This is a genomic window from Levilactobacillus tujiorum (assembly GCF_012641185.1).
In the GTDB taxonomy this organism is placed as follows: domain Bacteria; phylum Bacillota; class Bacilli; order Lactobacillales; family Lactobacillaceae; genus Levilactobacillus; species Levilactobacillus tujiorum.
In genome coordinates this window covers 18,454-36,403 of sequence record NZ_JAAXLK010000022.1, presented here as the reverse complement: position 1 = coordinate 36,403, position 17,950 = coordinate 18,454, and the positions used below count along the sequence as shown (strand labels likewise).

14 protein-coding genes are annotated in these 17,950 nt (G+C 45.5%); 12 read left to right on the top strand and 2 right to left on the bottom strand.

From position 1 onward, the window contains the following. Window positions 1-4: 4 nt before the first annotated feature. The 8 genes from HF569_RS10370 (at window position 5) to HF569_RS10335 (ending at window position 8,404) form a co-directional block, all read left to right on the top strand. Window positions 5-937 (top strand): NAD-dependent epimerase/dehydratase family protein, encoded by a 933-nt coding sequence (locus HF569_RS10370; RefSeq protein WP_168902365.1) that lies wholly within the window; start codon window positions 5-7, stop codon window positions 935-937. Window positions 938-942: 5 nt separating this feature from the next. Continuing rightward, window positions 943-1,620 carry a sugar transferase gene (locus HF569_RS10365; protein ID WP_168902364.1) on the top strand — a complete coding sequence of 226 codons (678 nt, stop codon included), beginning with the start codon at window positions 943-945 and terminating at the stop codon, window positions 1,618-1,620. After that, window positions 1,621-2,382: a glycosyltransferase family 2 protein gene (locus HF569_RS10360; RefSeq protein WP_168902363.1), complete on the top strand. Its 762-nt coding sequence runs from the start codon at window positions 1,621-1,623 to the stop codon at window positions 2,380-2,382. It abuts the gene before it with no gap. 27 nt (window positions 2,383-2,409) lie between these two features. After that, window positions 2,410-3,717, top strand: a complete 1,308-nt coding sequence (locus HF569_RS10355) for an O-antigen ligase family protein (RefSeq protein WP_168902362.1) — start codon at window positions 2,410-2,412, stop codon at window positions 3,715-3,717. Next, the gene (locus HF569_RS10350; protein ID WP_168902361.1) at window positions 3,717-4,745 is read left to right on the top strand and encodes a glycosyltransferase family 4 protein; all 1,029 of its coding nucleotides are present in this window, start codon (window positions 3,717-3,719) and stop codon (window positions 4,743-4,745) included. Before HF569_RS10355 ends, HF569_RS10350 begins: the two co-directional genes overlap by 1 nt. A gap of 1 nt (window position 4,746) precedes the next feature. Then, window positions 4,747-5,763 (top strand): glycosyltransferase family 4 protein, encoded by a 1,017-nt coding sequence (locus HF569_RS10345; RefSeq protein WP_168902360.1) that lies wholly within the window; start codon window positions 4,747-4,749, stop codon window positions 5,761-5,763. After that, complete coding sequence (locus tag HF569_RS10340; RefSeq protein ID WP_168902359.1) at window positions 5,753-6,757, top strand: glycosyltransferase family 2 protein; 1,005 nt, start codon at window positions 5,753-5,755, stop codon at window positions 6,755-6,757. The genes HF569_RS10345 and HF569_RS10340 overlap by 11 nt, the downstream gene beginning before the upstream one ends. 102 nt (window positions 6,758-6,859) lie before the next feature. Beyond that, on the top strand, window positions 6,860-8,404 hold the full coding sequence (locus HF569_RS10335; RefSeq protein WP_168902358.1) for a lipopolysaccharide biosynthesis protein: 1,545 nt from the start codon (window positions 6,860-6,862) through the stop codon (window positions 8,402-8,404). A 102-nt stretch (window positions 8,405-8,506) separates the two neighbouring features. Here HF569_RS10335 and HF569_RS10330 read toward each other — a convergent pair whose 3' ends face one another. Both HF569_RS10330 and HF569_RS10325 read right to left on the bottom strand, forming a co-directional pair. Continuing rightward, window positions 8,507-9,886 (bottom strand): tyrosine-protein phosphatase, encoded by a 1,380-nt coding sequence (locus HF569_RS10330; protein ID WP_168902357.1) that lies wholly within the window; start codon window positions 9,884-9,886, stop codon window positions 8,507-8,509. Between the two features lie 231 nt (window positions 9,887-10,117). Next, window positions 10,118-11,065, bottom strand: coding sequence for a phosphoglycerate dehydrogenase (locus HF569_RS10325; protein WP_168902356.1), 948 nt, complete (start codon window positions 11,063-11,065; stop codon window positions 10,118-10,120). Window positions 11,066-11,350: 285 nt separating this feature from the next. Between HF569_RS10325 and HF569_RS10320 the strand changes: the two genes are divergently transcribed. From HF569_RS10320 to cydC, 4 genes are all read left to right on the top strand, one after another. Then, window positions 11,351-12,805, top strand: a complete 1,455-nt coding sequence (locus HF569_RS10320; RefSeq protein ID WP_168848776.1) for a cytochrome ubiquinol oxidase subunit I — start codon at window positions 11,351-11,353, stop codon at window positions 12,803-12,805. Beyond that, window positions 12,798-13,808, top strand: a complete 1,011-nt coding sequence (cydB, locus tag HF569_RS10315; RefSeq protein WP_168902355.1) for a cytochrome d ubiquinol oxidase subunit II — start codon at window positions 12,798-12,800, stop codon at window positions 13,806-13,808. The genes HF569_RS10320 and cydB overlap by 8 nt, the downstream gene beginning before the upstream one ends. A 168-nt stretch (window positions 13,809-13,976) precedes the next feature. Beyond that, the gene (gene cydD, locus HF569_RS10310) at window positions 13,977-15,713 is read left to right on the top strand and encodes a thiol reductant ABC exporter subunit CydD (protein WP_168902354.1); all 1,737 of its coding nucleotides are present in this window, start codon (window positions 13,977-13,979) and stop codon (window positions 15,711-15,713) included. Beyond that, complete coding sequence (gene cydC, locus HF569_RS10305; protein WP_168902353.1) at window positions 15,710-17,446, top strand: thiol reductant ABC exporter subunit CydC; 1,737 nt, start codon at window positions 15,710-15,712, stop codon at window positions 17,444-17,446. The genes cydD and cydC overlap by 4 nt, the downstream gene beginning before the upstream one ends. Window positions 17,447-17,950 lie beyond the last annotated feature (504 nt).

The window sequence follows — 17,950 nt, the reverse complement described above, 5'->3', positions numbered from 1 at the left end:
TGTCATGAAAGTGTTAATTACCGGCGGAGCAGGCTTTATTGGCTCTCATCTAGCCCATAGCTTGGTCAAGCGGGGCGCCGAGGTCACCATTGTTGATGATTTGTCGATGGGGCGGCTCAGCAATATTGCCGATATGGCGCAGGTCACATTTTATCAACGAAGCGTCTGCGATTATGAGTTCATGCATGGACTCCTGAAGCGCGGCAAATTTGATTATATCTACTTTCTAGCGGCAATCGCGAGTGTTGCTGATTCGATTAAACGTCCTTGGGAAACGCATCAAGTCAATTCAGAAGCCATCCTAAATTCGTTAGAGTTTATTCGCAGGGAACATATTAAAGTAAAGCGTATTTTATTTTCCTCATCGGCCGCTGTTTATGGGGATGACATCCAGGTCCCGAAAGGTGAAGGCTCAGCCATTCGGCCACTGAGTCCCTACGCAATTGATAAGTTTCTAGCGGATCGGTACATGGCTGCTTATGGAAAACTGTACCATTTGCCGACGGTCTGTGTTCGGTTTTTCAATGTATACGGGCCCAAACAAAATCCGCAATCGCCATATTCTGGAGTACTGTCAATCATCACCAATTGTTTGGTGGAAGGCCGCCAATTTAAGCTGTATGGGGATGGGACGCAGACCAGAGACTTCATTTTCGTCGAGGATGTCGTTCGCGCCATGATCATGATCGTTGAAAAATCAACCGTAAGTACGGTATTTAACGTGGCTAATGGGCAGGAAAATTCCTTAGCAGAGGTTATTCAGGTGTACGAAAAGATTGCACGGCGAACGCTAAAAATTGACTATCTTGCGCCTCGAGCAGGCGATATTAAACGGTCCGTGGCCGATGTATCCCGCTTGAATGACTTAGGGTTTAAGAGTCGGTGGACCCTAGAAGCAGGGCTAGAAGCATACTGGAATTCAGTTAGGAGTGAATGAGGTACATGAGAAATGCGGCGTATGGTAGTAAAACCAATCAGCTGACGACAGGCGTAGAGGTCGGCTGTACCTTCACCAGCAAGATTGGTGAGCCGGTAGTGCCCTGGTATCAGCCGTTGAAGCGCGGAATGGATCTCTTCTTTGGTGTTTTCGGTTTGCTAATGAGTTCGCCGATTATCTTACTATTTGCGATTCTGATTAAGGCGACGTCGAAGGGGCCCATCTTTTATATTCAACAGCGAGTGGGGTTCTTGGGACAAGACTTTTGCTTAATTAAATTGCGATCGATGAGACAAGATGCCGAGAAAGTAACGGGGGCGGTTTGGGCATCTGCGACTGATTCAAGAGTGACGGCGGTTGGTCGGTTTATGCGCAGAACGAGGATCGACGAGTTACCGCAGTTGTGGAACGTCATTGTGGGCGATATGAGTTTGATCGGGCCGCGTCCAGAAAGACCCGAATTTACCGAAAAATTCAGTCATGAGTTTGCGGAATTTCCGCAGCGACTACGGGTCAAACCGGGAATTACGGGTTATGCGCAGATTCATGGTGGGTATGATCTCGATCCGGGGGAAAAGGCAAGACTCGATAATTTTTATATCACCCATATGTCAGCTAAGTTGGAGATTGAAATTCTAATTGGCACGATCAGGGTTATTTTTACCGGGGATGGGGCACGTTAAATGATGACAGAACCGCTAGTTAGTGTGATTATGCCGACTTTCAATGACTCACGCTTTGTTGCGTCAGCGATAGCGTCGGTGTTGCAACAAACGTATCAGCATTGGGAGTTGGTGGTTGTAAACGATGGGTCAACCGATGATTCCTTACAAGTCATCGAAAAATTTCGGCACGATCGCAGGTTGAAAGTTATTAACCAGCGAACGAATTTAGGCGTCAGCGCCGCTAGAAACGCCGGGTTGAAGGTGGTCCAGGGAAAATATATTGCCTTTATTGACGCTGACGATATCTGGTATCGCGACAAGCTGGAGCGAGAGGTCACCCTTATGGAACGGGAACACCTCCCCTTAGTTTATAGTTATTATCGGATTGCTAACGAAGAGGGGGATGTTTTAAGGGCAATCACCGGGCTTCCTTCCAGGGTTGGCTACAGCGACTTATTAAGGTCCAATTCGATTCCCATGTTGACGTCGATCGTTAAGACCGAGGTCCTACGAGGCAGGCAGTTTAAACAGGTCCATCATGAAGATTACGCACTGTGGTTAGACCTCCTGCGTTCAAGAAAGATTATGGCAACGCTCTTGCCGGAAGTGACGGCGGTTTACCGGGTTCACAAACATTCTATTAGTGGTAATAAGGTGAAATCGGCAATGTGGACTTGGCAATTGCTGAGACGACAAGAAAAGTTAACCATTATGCAAACGTGTAAAAATATGGTTTATTACGCAATTAGCGGATTGGCTAAACATCAAAACGTGGTTTAGGGCGTTTTTCAAGGGATTGAGATTATTTTGAATAAGACGATGTTTTTCTTAGGAAGCTTGGCTTACGTTGCGTTACCAATAATGTATGCAAAATCAATTGGACTATTTGCTGCCGTCATGTTTTTTTCGATTATTTTGACCATTCAAAAATCAAATAATCTGGATACTTGGTTGTTCAAATTATATATCTGGTCATTTGCCTTTTTTGGCGTTTCGATTGGTGGCTTGAAGCTATCCGATGTCGTGTTGATTGTGTCGTGTATGCTTTTGATCATGCGTAAAGGGAAACTAGTCGTTAATTCAAAAATGCTACTGATCATCCCATTTTTTCTATATCTCTTTTTGCAAATGGGCTATTTTTACTTAGCCAGAGATAGCTACTTATCGAATATGCTGCTTGAACTTAGTCGGTACGCTTTGGCTTTGTTAACCGGACTGTTCTTCTATCAGTTGCGGGTTAACCGAGGGAGCCTAATTAAATGGCTTGATAAATTCTGTGGGTTGGTGAGTTTGCAGGCGTTAGTGATGTATCTGGTTCAAACCAAGACCACTATCACCAATGTCGACAGCGGCCGGTTACTCGCCGTTAGCGTCTTCAGTGACACAACCGAGTCGCGGATCAGTGCTTTTTTTTCAGATCCCAATAAGATGATGGCATTCTTTCTACTGGTGCTCGTCATCAGAATTTTGATAGAGTTCAAAGATAAACGCGCCTTTACCTGGCATTGGCAGTATTGGCTCTATTTGCTGGGGGCGCTCATCTCGTTATCCAGAACGTCAGTCATTGTGGTCGCGATGTTCTTATTATTTTATGTCTTTTATGAAAAGGTATTTAAGAAGGAACACCTCCTAGGGACCAGCGTCATGTTGCTTCTATTAGTGGTGTTTGCGGCAGTCGGCTTATTGTTTAAGACGACCTTTGTAAGTGCCATCAATGATGTATTTGATGGCGTGCTGGCCTTATTTGGAAGAGATCGCACGCTGACGATTGATTCTAATGTGACGAGTGATAGTCGCGTATTAGTTTGGCGATCGGCATTGAGCTACATTGAACAGCGTCCAATACTTGGTAATGGCCTAGCAAGCGAGTTACATTTGCTCCCGATTCCAACGCATAATTCAGTTGTCCAACTGTTATTAGATACGGGGATAGTTGGCCTGGTGCTCTACACCATAGGGATCTTTAATGGTGTGATTAAACGAGTCCCTGGTTGGGTGGTGGTGTCGTTGGTGGTTATTCCAATGTTTTTCCTCGATTTAGCGAACTTTAGACTGATCTTTGTGATGTGGTCGTTAGCGATGAAAAATGACCGTTTTGAGAAGGGGGAGATTTGATGAAGATCATCGTACTGACCAAAAATTATGGAGATGGGTATACCGGCGCGGCCTCGGCAACCTTCTCGCTGATCAATGAATGGACGAACAGGGGCATTGCGGTGGACGTGTACACACTGCATGTGGTGGGCGCGGTGAATTCAGCGGCGACTGTTCATCAGTGTTCAGGGAAAACGGAAATGATCAGGAAAATACGTGCGAAAACTGCAGGGTCGTCGGCGTATGTCGGTTATTCAGACGATCATCTGGGCTTTTTCTTCAGGTTGGTACCCCTCCGGTATTTGCATACTTATCACAGCTTTTGGCCAGTGGGGGCATTTTATACCGGTCGTCTAGGAATCGTGAAAGCGGCCTGGTTTATGCCACAGTATGCGGTCACAATCTACAATAGTGCCGTAACAATTAGTATTTCTGACTGGATGAAGCACGTGACCCAAAAGTTTAATGCCCAGAGTTATGTGATTCGAAACGGTGTCGAGTTAAAAGAAAAACATGCGATTACGGGTGGTATCGAAAAGAATAAGGCGCAGTATCACGTGCTGATGGTGGGTGGAATTGATCAGCGAAAGTTTGGCCATCTACTAAAGGTCTTGCAGCTGATGCCACCGGGATTAGTCAATCGGCTATCCATTGACGTTTACGGTGCTGCCCATGATCAAGCGCTATGCGAAAAATTACGTTCGTTTTCCAACGTGCATCTGCAGGGCTTCAAAAATGACATTAGGTATGGGGCGTACGATTTCTTCTTAACGACCTCAGTCATGGAGAACTTATCAATTGCGGTTGTTGAGGCGATTGAGAGTGGCCTACCGGTGATCGGGTTTCAGGTGGGGGCCTTGGCAGAAGTGGTAACGGAGAACTTAGGGGTGCTCGTGACGGTCAAAAAGGATCAAGCGTTGGCGGCCGTTTTAACGCAGATAGTAGAGCAGGGCTTAAAGTTCTCGTTATTTGATAATTCGCAAGTCATTGCGGAGTACGATTGGGGACTTGCCGCGAAGAAATATTCAGACTATTTAGAGGGCATATGACATGAAAATCTTTTTAGCGGGACCACTTCCCACGAGTATGGAGAGTGGGGGTGTGGCGGTCTTTACCCTGAACTTAGCAAAAAAGTTAACCGCATTAGGCTACGATGTTCGAGTTTTTACGGATAGGAAGAGTCTTAGGGCCTGTAACGATCAGGGCCTTGAAGCCCATGATATCCATCGTGCCCGGCATTTTGTTAGAACAATGCAGCCCGATGTGATCATCTCTTCGCTGTGGTATTCTTTGTTTTTTGTGGGATTTAAGCATGTTCACAAAATACATTTAGTCCACGGCTTCACCAATCTGCGCAGCTACACCAAGATTAAATTTGCGTTAATGATCATGGTTGACAGGGTGTTAAGAAGAAGTTTTCAGGAGTTCCTAGCCAATTCTGAATTTACCCGCTTAATTAATGAAGAGATTTACGGTCAAAAAATAGATGGTGTTTTTAGAATTGGTTTATTGGACAGCGAAATAGCCTCATTGGTAGAGAACGCTTCTCAATCAGCAAAAAGGGATGAAGTCTTGTACGTTGGACGGTTGGTCAAAGCGAAGAACGTGGATCGGATCATTGAAGCCTATAGTGGGGCGATTAAGTCGGCGTCTTGCCAGTTGCACATTGTCGGGTACGGTCCGGAGCAAGGCGCGCTGCAGGCCAGCGCTCAGGAGTGTGCTGATGTCATCTTCGAAGGGGCCAAGGATCATCGGGTGATTGCGGATGACTATAAACGAGCCAAGGTGTTTATTTCACTGAATCCAACGGAGCCCTTTGGCATAACCTACCTTGAGGCCTTACTGGCGAATGATTTTATTATCGCCCCCAACGTGGGTGGTCAAGTCGAACTCTTACGTCAGTTTCCAGAACGCGTCAGTTTGGTTAATGTGATGGATAAGCAGGAGGTTACGCGGGCAATAGAAAAGGGGCTGCAGGCCTCTTTTAAATGCTTTAGTGACCAGTATGATCCGAAAGTATTTTCGTATGATCGGACAGTGAAGGAAATATTGAAAAATGAAAAGTGACGATAAAATTGAACTATCATTTATAATTCCGACGTTTAATTCACAAGCAACCATCGTCGCTGCAGTTAGCAGTTTGTTAAAGTTACGCAATGTGACTTCTGAAATCATCATTGTCGATGATGGCTCGACGGATGACACGATTCGGCGGATTAACTCGGTCTTACTGGCAAATAAGCCAGGCCCTTCCATTCGAGTCTTACAGGAAGCTCATGCGGGGGCCGGAGCAGCTCGTAACATGGGCATCGAAAATGCCAAGGGAAAGTACCTTATGTTTGTGGATGCTGATGATTGTGTGATTAATTGTGAAAAGATTGAGAGGGAAATTCGGCAAGAAACCGCCGAAGTGATTGTTTTTTCGAAAGCAATCCAAGCAAATCAAAAGCGAACACGGGATGAGTTAATTGCTGATAACTTAGGGTTAAACTTAAATGGCGTTTTTGATTCGGGGCCGGTCTCCAAGCTGTATAATCGGCGCTTTATTGTTGAGCATAATATCCGCTTCTTGAGCGAGGTTAAGATTGGCGAAGACTTGGTGTTTAATTTGGACGTCTTAAGTCAGGCACGGGACGTTCGGTTGGTAAGTGGTGGCGTTTATCAAGTTAATAATTCTGCGACGTCAATCACGCATAGTCTATACGGGGCCCAGCTAGTTGCGGATACGAATAGATTGATGGCGGCGGTGGTGCGTGAGCGGTTATTGGTGGCGGGGGTAAGTGACCAGTTGGTAACCCAATTTGTATACAAGCAGTTTTTGATGTTGTTGGTAAAACTGGCTAAGTCGGAATCTTCAGTGATGGAATGCGTCCGCTTGCTAAAGCAAAGTCGTTTAGGGCAATCTGAGCTGCAGTCGTTGCCTTCAAAACAGGCATTCACGTGGACGCAACGCACCGTTTTGAAGTTAGCTCATCAGATGCCACTAGTGCTGCCTATATTGATCTGGCTTTTGCGGCACCGGGCTAATCGTAAAAAAGAATCCGCGCGCTTTATTATTTAAAGGCGTCTAAATTCTGATGAAATTACAGTGTTATGACATCACTAACACAGTGAGAACGAACGCAACTGAAATTATTTTAGCCTGGTGAAATGGGGAAGCAGGATGAATAACAAACTGAATAGAACGAAGGCTGCTTCAGTGAACGCAGTCACCATGCTGATTACCCAGCTCGTAGGGTTATTCTTGAAGTTTGGCGTTCAAACAGCTTTGATTCATGAGCTGGCGCAAGACTTTGTTGGTCTAAATGGCTTATTCGCGAATATCGTGAGTCTGTTAAATTTTGCAGATTTAGGGATTGGCACGGCCATCACCGTCGCCTTGTACAAACCAATTGCTGAGAATGATATTGATAAATTAAGAGCTTTAATCGGATTGTATAAGAAAGCCTATGCTGGGATCATCGTTTTGATCACAACTTTGGGAGTACTAACCGCACCGTTTATTCATCTCTTTATAAAAAACACGAATTTTAGTGAAATGGAAATTCTATGGTGGTTCTTACTGTATTTGTGCAGTACGGTTGCCACATATTTTAGTGCGCACAAGCGGTCATTCTTGATGGCGGTGCAACGTGGATATCTGAATTCGCTTAATGATTTTCTTTTCAAAGGAGCCCAGCAGGTACTTCAAATCGTGATTCTGGTTTTCTTTCATTCTTATCTTTGGTTTTTGGTCGTTCAGGCGGGAATGGCAGTTATCAGTAATTTTCAATTATCAAGAATGGCTGGTCGGCGTTATCCCGAAGTTTTTGAACACCAAAGTCACCATTTGAGTTTGAAAATAGATCATCGCACGCAGACGTCGATTAGGAAGAATGTTGTGGGCGCAATTTCAAGTAAAATCGGTGAGATTGTGGTGTTTGGGACTGATAATATTCTGTTATCGATGTTTAGCGGCTTAGTCGCCGTGGCGAAGTATTCGAATTACATGTTGATCGTACAAAGCATCAGTAGTTTATTTTCACAGGTATTGGCGTCCTTGGTGGGGAGCATCGGCAATTTACATGTGACGACATCAGTTTCTAGGCAGAAGGTCGTTTTATATCGCGTGATTTATTTGAATGCGCTCATTAATCTGTTCGTTTCAGTGGGATTAGCCTTTGCTTTTCACAGTTTCATCAACATTTGGGCAGGACATAACTATTTATTATCGACGACAGTCACAATTGGAATCGTGGTTAATTATTCGATTAACCAGTCTCGCTTTGGTATTCAGAACTTTATTTCCGGAATGGGCCTTTACTGGTCTTTGAGATGGAAGTCCGTCATTGAAGCAATCGTTAATTTGGTGTTGTCTTTGACGTTTATTGGGGCTGCCCACATGGGCGTGCTAGGCGTTGTGGCTGGTACGTTGGGCAGTAATTTGATGATTAATCTGCTGTGGGAACCCTACATCGTCTTTCATGATGGGTTCCATGAATCGATGGGAAATTATATCGTTAGGTACCTGATATACGAAGTCCCAATAATTTTTGTGATTATTGGACTGGTGATGTTTGCGGCTAACTTTGAATTGGGCCTTGCCGAGTTAATTATGAGCGCAATAATAGTAGAATGTGCGGCTTTGTTCTTGTTTTTTGCTCTAACTTTTAGGACTAAGGAATTTAATTATTTTTGGCGTTTGGTGGTTGGTTATTTAAAAAAGTAGTTGGATTCTAATAGGATCATTCGGCCGTATGGGACGTAAATGGCGATGGTCAGGAAACAAAGAAGCTTCCCGGTAGCCGAGAAGCTTCTTTGTGACGTTAGTTTAGTGATGGTTGGTCATATGTGCCTTGATCTTAACGACGTAAGCCTTTAAAATCCAGGCCTTATGGCCGGCATGATCTTTAATCTTGTAGTAAGTGTAAGTTTTACCTTTAATCTTGATGCGTTCAACATTCGTAAGTTTCCAGGTCGTCTTCTTGTGTTTCTTCGTGGTGTGGCCTAGTGATTTTTGTAAATGGGCATCCTTGAACCACTTTTTATGACTCTTCAAGTGGTAAACGTACTTGGTGTGGAGCTTCTTGCTGGAGATGATTTTCCCTTTGGCTTTCTTAGCCTTATGGGGTTTGTCTGCTGCACCTGATTCAATTGGAGTCACCGTTGCTACTGGGGTAGCTGGTTGGCTAGGAGCTGGTGCTGGTACTGGTGTCGAAGGAGTTGGTTTTGGAGTAGATGGTGTAGGCGCGGTCACATTGATCTTATCTGTGTAAGGGGTATTTTTACCATCAGTTGATACCAGATACATTGAACGTAGTTTCTCCTGTTGTGGTCGAGAGAATCCTAGTACGTTGGTGATGTATCGGTTCATGGTTACGTAGCGTGACTTGATCTCACGGAAGTATTCGTTGAGCCAAGTGGCCTTGACGGTACGCCCAGTTTGGTAGGACTGCATGAAATCATTCATAATTGTTTTGTCATCCATGCCTAGAATGGACATGATCAAAACGGTTGCGATTCCAGTTCGATCTTTTCCTGATGAGCAGTGATAGAGAGTTGCAAAGTTATTTTGAAGTAACATGTTTAGGAAACGGCTGTATCCTTGAACAGCTGATTGACTGAATTCTAATTGTTGGACATAGAACCCACCATCGCCAGAAAATTCTGGGCTGAGGGCAGAACTGTCGGTATAGGCTTTTTCACCTAAGATTGAAATACTAGTATTATCAACGCCAGCAAGCCCTTGGTCGGGAAGACCGCTGATCTGACCATCCGTTCGGAAGTCGACGATAGACGTAACGTGATGACCGGCAGTAAGAATGTTTTTGTCGTTGTTATTGATTTTATTTAGATTATCAGAGCGAAGCAGGCGATTCTTACGAATTTGCCATTTTCCATCTGCCGTTTTGTATCCGCCAATATCCCGAGTGTTTTTCGTCCCGTACATTTTAATCAAGGTGTCTTTAACGTCACCATATGTAGCGATTTGTTCAGCCAATTCATCAGCGGTCATTCGTGATTGAATAGCTGGTGCAGCAGTTGCTTGGCCGGTCTTGCTATTGGAAGTCCGTTTTCCCGTGGTAGCCGTTTCAGTAGTTTGTGGTGCTTGGGCGTCTACCGCAGCACTTGCACTGGGGACTCCAACGCTCATTAATGAAAGAACGACGCCGGCGAGGCTTAGTGATTTGACAATAGTTGATCGATGCATGTTACTCCTCCTAAGATTCAGTTAGTAGATTGATTACTTACAACAGCGTAACAAGAGAATGTAGTAAGCATGTAGATTTTATGTATTGATTTTGTAAAACCGCAAAAGAGTGGTTTCATAAATTGTTTAATGTTCAAAGCTTTGAGGGATGTTGCTAGAGAATCAAGCAGATTGAAAAGGTGTTACCAGCGAATTCGAAGATCGCATGGTAACACCTTTTTTAGTGATGAATTAGTATCCTTGAGAAACGTCGGTTAAATTAACACTCAGACTGCCATCGTTCAGCCAACTTTGCAGGTTCTTTTCAAAAATGTTCAAAATTGGTTTCGTATTTTCCTGGGCAAAACCAGTTTGATGCGGCGTGATCAGAACGTTGGGGTAATCCCACAGCCGTGAATCCTTAGCCAAAGGTTCTTCTTCAAAGACATCGAGGGCAGCGTGCAAAATGTTCTGGTAGAGTAGGGCATTCATTAATGCCTGTTGGTCAACCGATTTCCCACGGCCCACGTTGATAAAGATGTTGAGCCCATCTAGTTGTTTGAAGAACTGTTCATCAAAATAGTGGACGGTGGTACTGGTTGCGGGCATAGCATTGATGACCACATCCGCATCCTTCAGCAAGTCATGATCATTTTCCAAACTAACCGTCTGTTTGAAGCCGTCCACGGGATGACCGGAACGGTTAACGCCAGCCGGTTCGTTGCCAAAGCCATGTAATAATTTAGCGATCGCTTGGCCGATACTGCCGGTCCCGTAAATGACAACGTTTTGGCTTGCCAGTAGTCGTAAGTCGTCGCGGGCAGGTTGCTCCCAGAAATGACCAGCTTGGTTCTTGATAGCTTCATTGAACCCACGAATAAAGTAAAGCAAGTAGCCGATAGTGGATTCGGCAATCGCCGGTGAATAAACGCCGCTAGCGTTAGTGACCTGAACATCGTGGGCCTTAATCCAATCTAGTGGCAGGTAGTCAATTCCTGCACTGACCGTTTGAATCCATTTAACTTGATTGCTGGGGGCCATCAAGGCGGCTGGGCCAATCTTCTTATCCCAGCCGAAAATGATGGTGATAGGGGACTGGCTCTCCCAGTTGTTGGCGTCGACAATTTCGACACCGGCCTGTTCAAGTTGAGCCCGTTGTTCTGGTGCTAATGCCTGTAGCGCAAGTACGCGTTCTGTCATGATGAAAAGCCTCCTCATACCAATTGCTTACTTCTATTTTATCACGAGTTTGCGTATTTTAGCCGATGAATTTGTAAGCGGATGCATTGGCTTTCGCTTGGATGACACACTTTTGAAAATGTGTTACTAAAGTCAACGAACATTTTGCACATAAAAATCGAATAAAATCCATTATCTTTGGTGAGATTGAGGCCCAGGCATTGAAAATTGACTTATCACTCGATATAATGAACTCAAGACAGCAATTATTTATTTACACTAATAACGTTTGGGGAGGTTAGAAAAATGCTAAATCTTGGTCTGGATATCCTAGGCCTAGCGCGATTCCAATTTGGAATGACCACTGTCTTTCACTTCTTCTTCGTTCCATTTTCTATCGGGTTAGCCTTTGTGGTGGCGGTCATGGAAACCATGTACGCCATCAAGGGTGATAAGGATTACAAAAAGATGGCGCAATTCTGGGGCAAAATGTTCCTGTATAGTTTCGCCGTCGGTGTGGTTACTGGTATTATTCAAGAATTCCAATTCGGAATGAACTGGTCAGAATACTCCCGGTTTATGGGGGACATCTTCGGGGCGCCATTAGCCATCGAAGCCTTGGCTGCATTCTTCTTGGAATCAACCTTTATTGGGATGTGGATGTTCACTTGGGATCGCTTTAACAAGTGGGTTCACACACTCTTTATTTGGCTGGTTATGTTTGGTTCTTCACTATCTGCCTTATGGATTCTGGCAGCGAATAGTTTCATGCAAAACCCATTGGGATACATCATCAACCAGAAGACTGGTCACGTTCAAATGGTCAGCTTCGGTAAGGTCGTGGGTAACCCGCAACTCTGGAATGAATTTCCACATGTTATTTTCGGCGCTTTTGTAACCGCTGCCTTTGTGATCGCAGGATGTTCTGCTTGGCGGTTACTTAAGAAAGACCACGTCACGTTCTATCGGAAGTCACTGAACGTCGCGTTAGTTATTGGTTTGATCTTCTCACTGGGCTCCATCGCTAGTGGGGATTTACAAACCCGTTACTTGATCAATAATCAACCGATGAAGTTTGCCGCTATGGAAGGGCTCTACAAGAACTCAACCAACAAAGGTGAATGGGCAGCGGTTTCTGGTTTTGATACGAAGCAACATAAGACGACTTGGTCCGTCGATGTACCGTATGTCTTGAACCTGTTGAGCTTCCATAAGACAACGGGGACAGTTAAAGGAATGAATCAGGTTAACAAGGACATGCACGCGAAGTACGATAAGAAATTTGGTAGCGACATGAACTATTACGTGCCAACGAAGACACTGTTCTGGAGCTTCCGAATCATGGCAGGTGCTGGGGCTCTGTTCGCACTATTGGCTATCGTGGGCTTGATCTTCAACCGTAAGCGGTCGCAACTAATTATGAAGCAGCGTTGGTTCCTGTACATTCTGGGCTTATGCCTGTGGCTACCATTTGTTGTCAATACTGCCGGCTGGTTTGTCACTGAGTTTGGTCGTTACCCATGGATTGTTTATGGCCTATTGACCATTGCCGATGCGGTTTCGCCAAACGTTTCCGTAGCCTCGTTACTGACGACTAATATCGTTTACTTTGCGATGTTTGCCATCATGGGGCTCATCATGATTATCCTTTGTCACCGGACGTTAAAGGCTGGTCCAGACGCCGAAAACACCGACGGTTACTCAGCTGGTGATACGAAAGAGTTAGATCCTTACTCGAAGGGGGCGTTCAACCATGACTAGCCTACAACTTCTGTGGTTCATTCTCATTGGTGTGTTGTTTAGTGGTTTCTTCTTCCTTGAAGGGTTCGACTTTGGTGTCGGCATGTTGGTGAAGAGCTTCGCCAAAACTAGTGATGAGCGGGACGTGGTCATCAAGACCATTGGACCGCACTGGGACGGCAACGAAGTATGGTTGATCACAGCCGGTGGGGCGATGTTTGCGTCCTTCCCAATGTGGTACGCAACCCTATTCTCTGGTTTCTATCTGGTTCTATTTCTGATTCTGGCTGCCTTGATCTTTCGGGGTGTTTCCTTTGAATTCCGTGCCAACATGAAGACGGATACTTGGCGGAACTTCTGGGAGTGGGCAGCGACGATTGGTAGTTTCTGTGCGGCCTTCCTGTTTGGGATGTTGTTCACTGCGATGATTGCGGGAATGCCAATTGATAAGAACGGAGATATGACCGCGCACTTCGGTGATTACGTCAACCTCTTCTCGATTGTTGGTGGGGTGGCCGTGACGGTACTTTGCTTAGTCCATGGCTTGAACTTCATGCGGTTAAAGACCACTGGTAGTTTGCGTGACCGCGCATTAGCATGGAACAAGATTCTCTACCCAGTGCTCTTTGCTGGGGAGGTTGTCTTCGCAATCTTGCTGTTCTTCTCGACCGATTTCTTCGCTAAGAAGCCAATGACGACAACGGCAATCGTGGTAGCCTTGGTCATCTTCACCGTATTGGCTTACTGGGGAGTCTTAGGAAATCATGAATGGCTCTCCTTTATTGGTAGCGGGTTATCTTTGATTAGCGTGGTTGTCCTGATCTTTAATGGATTATTCCCACGCGTGATGATTGCGAACAATCCAGCTAACTCACTATTGATTAAGAACTCCTCTAACTCGCCGTACACGTTACACCTGATGACGATTCTCACGTTTAGCATTTTGCCAATCGTGTTGATCTACTTCATCTGGAGTTACTGGGTCTTCTACAAGCGCTTGGCTTCACCTAAGCAAAGTGCCTAGTTGATTGAAATGAATTCGGGGATGTCGTCTTCGGGCGGCATCTTTTTTTATGGCAGCGGGTGTGTGGCGTGCGTAGAGACCCGTTGTGACTAGAATGTAAGCGCTCGAAAAATTGCTGTGAAAGCTGTATTATAGCAGTAAGACTTACTTGTTAGAGGGGGCATTAAATTGATTGATAAACGGGTGTTTAAATTTCCGGGTGTCAAGCCAGCCGCGGCGATTATGGCGGTTTTGACATTTGTGCAAGCCTTCATGATTATTTTTCAGGCGAAGTACTTATCAGTTGCGATTGTTAACTTATGGCAGCTTAAATCAGTACGGACCATTGTTCTGCCATTATTACTATTTGCGGGGGCCTTTTTAGCCCGACACTTGTTAACGTTGTCCAATAACTGGTTGCTTTACCCGTTCGTCGAAAAGACGACCAAGACGTTGCGCAAACAGTTTATGGCCAAGCTCTTTGACTTGGGACCTAGTGTGGTCGCACAGAAGGGAACTGGTAATGTGGTTACCATGGGCTTGGAAGGGATCGATAAGATTCAGACTTACTTGATGCTGATTATTGGCAAAGTATTGGATCTGTCTTTGACGCCATGGATTGTTTTGATTTACATCGCATTTATTCAGTGGAAAGAGGCCTTATTCTTACTGGCCATTTATCCGTTGATTATCTTCTTTATGATTATTCTCGGGTTAGCCGCCCAAGCAAAGGCCGATCGGCAATATGCCGGCTATCAACGACTCTCAAATCACTTTGTCGATACGCTACGGGGGTTGCCAACGCTGAAACAATTGGGACTCAATAAGACTTATGCTGACAATGTCTATCAGGTGAGTGAAGATTACCGAAAGAAGACGATGTCCACGCTGACGATCGCCATGACGTCAACGTTTGCCTTGGATTTCTTCACGACCTTGTCAATTGCCATTATTGCCGTATTCTTAGGATTTGGACTAATGAATAATACGATTCAACTCCTTCCGGCACTGATTATTCTGACGTTAGCTCCAGACTATTTTGCGCCTATTCGTAACTTTGCGAATGACTATCATGCCACGCTAAACGGTAAAAATACGCTGACGGCGGTGTTGGATATTTTACAACGCCCCACGCCAACCGATCGGGATCTTTTGCCGGTTCGGCAGCCAACGTGGCAAGCGGATGATACGTTGGCATTGAACAAAGTCAACGTCAGCTATGGAGAGAGTCAGACACCAACATTAAAGGATATTACCTTCAGCGTGCACGGCTTTCAGAAGGTCGGTATTATTGGGGCCTCTGGTTCTGGTAAATCAACCTTAATCAACACGCTAGGGGGCTTTCTGAGCCCGCAGGATGGCCAGATTAACGTACGAGACACGGCGGTGCCACATTTAGATAAGCAGGCTTGGCAGCGAAGCTTTGTCTATATTCCGCAGGCACCCTATCTGTTTCACGCGAGTTTGCGGGATAATCTCGCGTTTTATGCGCCGGGAGCTAGCGAAGAAGCTGTGATGCAGGCGGCAGCTAAGGCGGGACTGACAGACTGGATCGCCACGTTGCCAGATGGATTGGCGACGCAGATTGGTGAAGGCGCACGTGGTGTTAGTGGCGGTCAAGCACAGCGGATCGCATTGGCCCGAGCATTTTTGGATGATTCTCGGCGCGTCCTACTATTCGATGAACCCACGGCGCACCTGGACATTGAGACTGAAGTAGAATTAAAACGCGCGATGTTACCAGTGTTTGATCACCACTTAGTCTTTTTTGCAACGCACCGTCTTCATTGGATGAATGAAATGGATTATATTTTGGTAATGGATCATGGCAAGATTGTTCAACAGGGGACACCAGCGGAGCTTGAACAACAGGGCGGCACTTATGTCCGGTTACGATCTGAAATGGAAGGGGCGACGGTCAAATGAAAGGATTCTTTGCAACATTTAAACATGACCATTGGGTAATGCCTTACCTACGTCGCTATAAAAAACTGCTGGCATTAGTCCTGTTTCTGGGATTTATGACGTTCTTTTGTGGTGGTGCGTTGATGTTTAACTCTGGTTATCTGATCAGTCGAGCAGCGACACATCCCTATAACATTCTCATGATTTACGTCCCCATTGTTTTAGCCCGAGCATTTGGGATTGGTCGACCGGCTTTTCGCTATGCGGAACGGCTAACTAGTCACAATTGGGTATTGCGGATCGTATCAGATTTTCGTAAGCGATTGTACGAAGCGGTTGAGAAACAAGCCGTAGCAATTCGGCAAACGCATCAAACGGGGGATGTCTTGAGCATTCTGGCAGAAGACATTGACCATATTGAAAACCTATACTTACGGACGGTCTTTCCACTAGTCATTGGGTGGTTGCTATACTTATTTGTGGTCATTGGGATTGGCTACTTCAATTGGGCCTTTGGTCTACTCATGTTGTTATTATTGGGTGTGATTGTGATTTTAATGCCGTTATTGTCGGTTACCGTTAATGGCCGTCGTGAGTTTCAAGCACGCCGGGTTCAACGGACCTTTTATACCCAACTAACGGATGCTGTATTAGGCTTAGGTGACTGGTTAATTTCTGGTCGGCGGCAAGATTTCTTAGCACAGCAGGATGCCCCAATTGACCAGATTGCAGCACTGCGACGCAAGGATCACCATTTTCAGTGGTGGCGTAACTTCGCCATTCAAGTGATTTTTGGCGCTGCAGTGGTCTTACTGGTTTGGTGGGCAGGTGTGATGTTTACTCACAATCAGGCACAAGCCAACTGGGTGGCCGCGTTTGGCCTTGCACTATTTCCTACGGTGGAACCCTTCGCTGATATGAGCCAGGGTGTTAGCGAATGGCCGGTCTATCAAGACTCGATCAGACGGGTCAATGCACTAGATGAGAATGAACCACAGCAAGTTGATCAAACTAGGGTTGAGGCCTTTGAAAACCTGACGTTGGATCACGTTAAGTTTACGTATGCAGGCGCTCAACGTGAGGTCATCGATGATCTGTCGTTGACCTTACATCCGGGTGAGAAACTCGCCTTGTTGGGACCTAGTGGAACCGGGAAGAGTACGTTGTTGAAGCTCATTTTGGGGGATGAAACGCCTACTAGTGGGCAGATCACGATAAATGGCGAACCAGTCTCCCGACTACAAGATCAGCGTGCAACGCTCTTTGGTGTGTTGGATCAGCAGCCGTATCTGTTTAATACGACGGTCATGAACAACGTGCGCTTGGGGAATTTGAATGCGACTGATGAAGAGGTTATGGACGCTGTCAAAGCCGTGGAATTGGACGACTTAATTGCCCGATTGCCGGCAGGGTATCAGACGCAGGTTCAAGAGGCCGGTAGCCGATTTTCAGGTGGTGAGCGGCAGCGATTGTCGCTAGCGCGGATTCTCTTACAAGATGCACCCATTATTATCCTAGATGAACCAACGGTCAGTCTAGATCCAATTACTGAGCAACACTTGTTGGACACCGTTTTTTCCGTTTTGCATGACAAGACGATTATTTGGGTGACGCATCATCTGGCCGGAATCAACCATGTCGATCAAGTCCGGTTCATCGAAAATGGCCACTTCGATATGCAAGGGACACCAGAGAAGTTATACCAAGAAAATGCGCGCTTCAGATCGCTATATGACCTTGATCGGGGGCGCTAGACGACTGGCTGATTAAAGCTGACATCAAACGTACGTTCGACTAAACTGCTTTAAAAATCCTCTGGTGGGTTTTCCAGAGGATTTTGTGTTACTTGTAGCTTGTTGAGTCCAGCGTTTTAGCCCGTAAGCAGGGGAACTTCGGGACTGAGTATCGTGTGCTCAAATCTGTTGGTACTACAAGGATGTGTCGTTTAAGCTAGTAGACTGTCTGATAAACTTATTGGATATGGTTGGATGACGATTTTAAATAGATTGGCGATCGGATGCTTGCTTCATCGATTGTTGAAAGTGATGCTTTATTTAAGTGCTGGGCTCAACTGTCATGGTACGAAATGACCCCCTGAATCGCAAGCAAAGCTGTCCGCAATCGTCTTTAGCCATTAATTGATTGAGCAATCGGACTGTGATGTCTACTGAACAGTTGCTATGATTGTTAATTTGCAGGATATCTACGGTTGTCGGAGATATGACACGCTTTTTGGCAAAAACTCCGGTATAGTGAAG

What these genes read in the sequence shown, in the direction of transcription:
- HF569_RS10340 (WP_168902359.1), top strand. Translation starts at nt 5,753, where the DNA reads ATGAAAAGTGACGATAAAATTGAACTATCATTTATAATTCCGACGTTT.
- HF569_RS10345 (WP_168902360.1), top strand. Translation starts at nt 4,747, where the DNA reads ATGAAAATCTTTTTAGCGGGACCACTTCCCACGAGTATGGAGAGTGGG.
- HF569_RS10335 (WP_168902358.1), top strand. Translation starts at nt 6,860, where the DNA reads ATGAATAACAAACTGAATAGAACGAAGGCTGCTTCAGTGAACGCAGTC.
- HF569_RS10325 (WP_168902356.1), bottom strand. Translation starts at nt 11,065, where the DNA reads ATGACAGAACGCGTACTTGCGCTACAGGCATTAGCACCAGAACAACGG.
- HF569_RS10330 (WP_168902357.1), bottom strand. Translation starts at nt 9,886, where the DNA reads ATGCATCGATCAACTATTGTCAAATCACTAAGCCTCGCCGGCGTCGTT.
- cydB (WP_168902355.1), top strand. Translation starts at nt 12,798, where the DNA reads ATGACTAGCCTACAACTTCTGTGGTTCATTCTCATTGGTGTGTTGTTT.
- cydC (WP_168902353.1), top strand. Translation starts at nt 15,710, where the DNA reads ATGAAAGGATTCTTTGCAACATTTAAACATGACCATTGGGTAATGCCT.
- HF569_RS10320 (WP_168848776.1), top strand. Translation starts at nt 11,351, where the DNA reads ATGCTAAATCTTGGTCTGGATATCCTAGGCCTAGCGCGATTCCAATTT.
- HF569_RS10350 (WP_168902361.1), top strand. Translation starts at nt 3,717, where the DNA reads ATGAAGATCATCGTACTGACCAAAAATTATGGAGATGGGTATACCGGC.
- HF569_RS10360 (WP_168902363.1), top strand. Translation starts at nt 1,621, where the DNA reads ATGATGACAGAACCGCTAGTTAGTGTGATTATGCCGACTTTCAATGAC.
- HF569_RS10365 (WP_168902364.1), top strand. Translation starts at nt 943, where the DNA reads ATGAGAAATGCGGCGTATGGTAGTAAAACCAATCAGCTGACGACAGGC.
- HF569_RS10370 (WP_168902365.1), top strand. Translation starts at nt 5, where the DNA reads ATGAAAGTGTTAATTACCGGCGGAGCAGGCTTTATTGGCTCTCATCTA.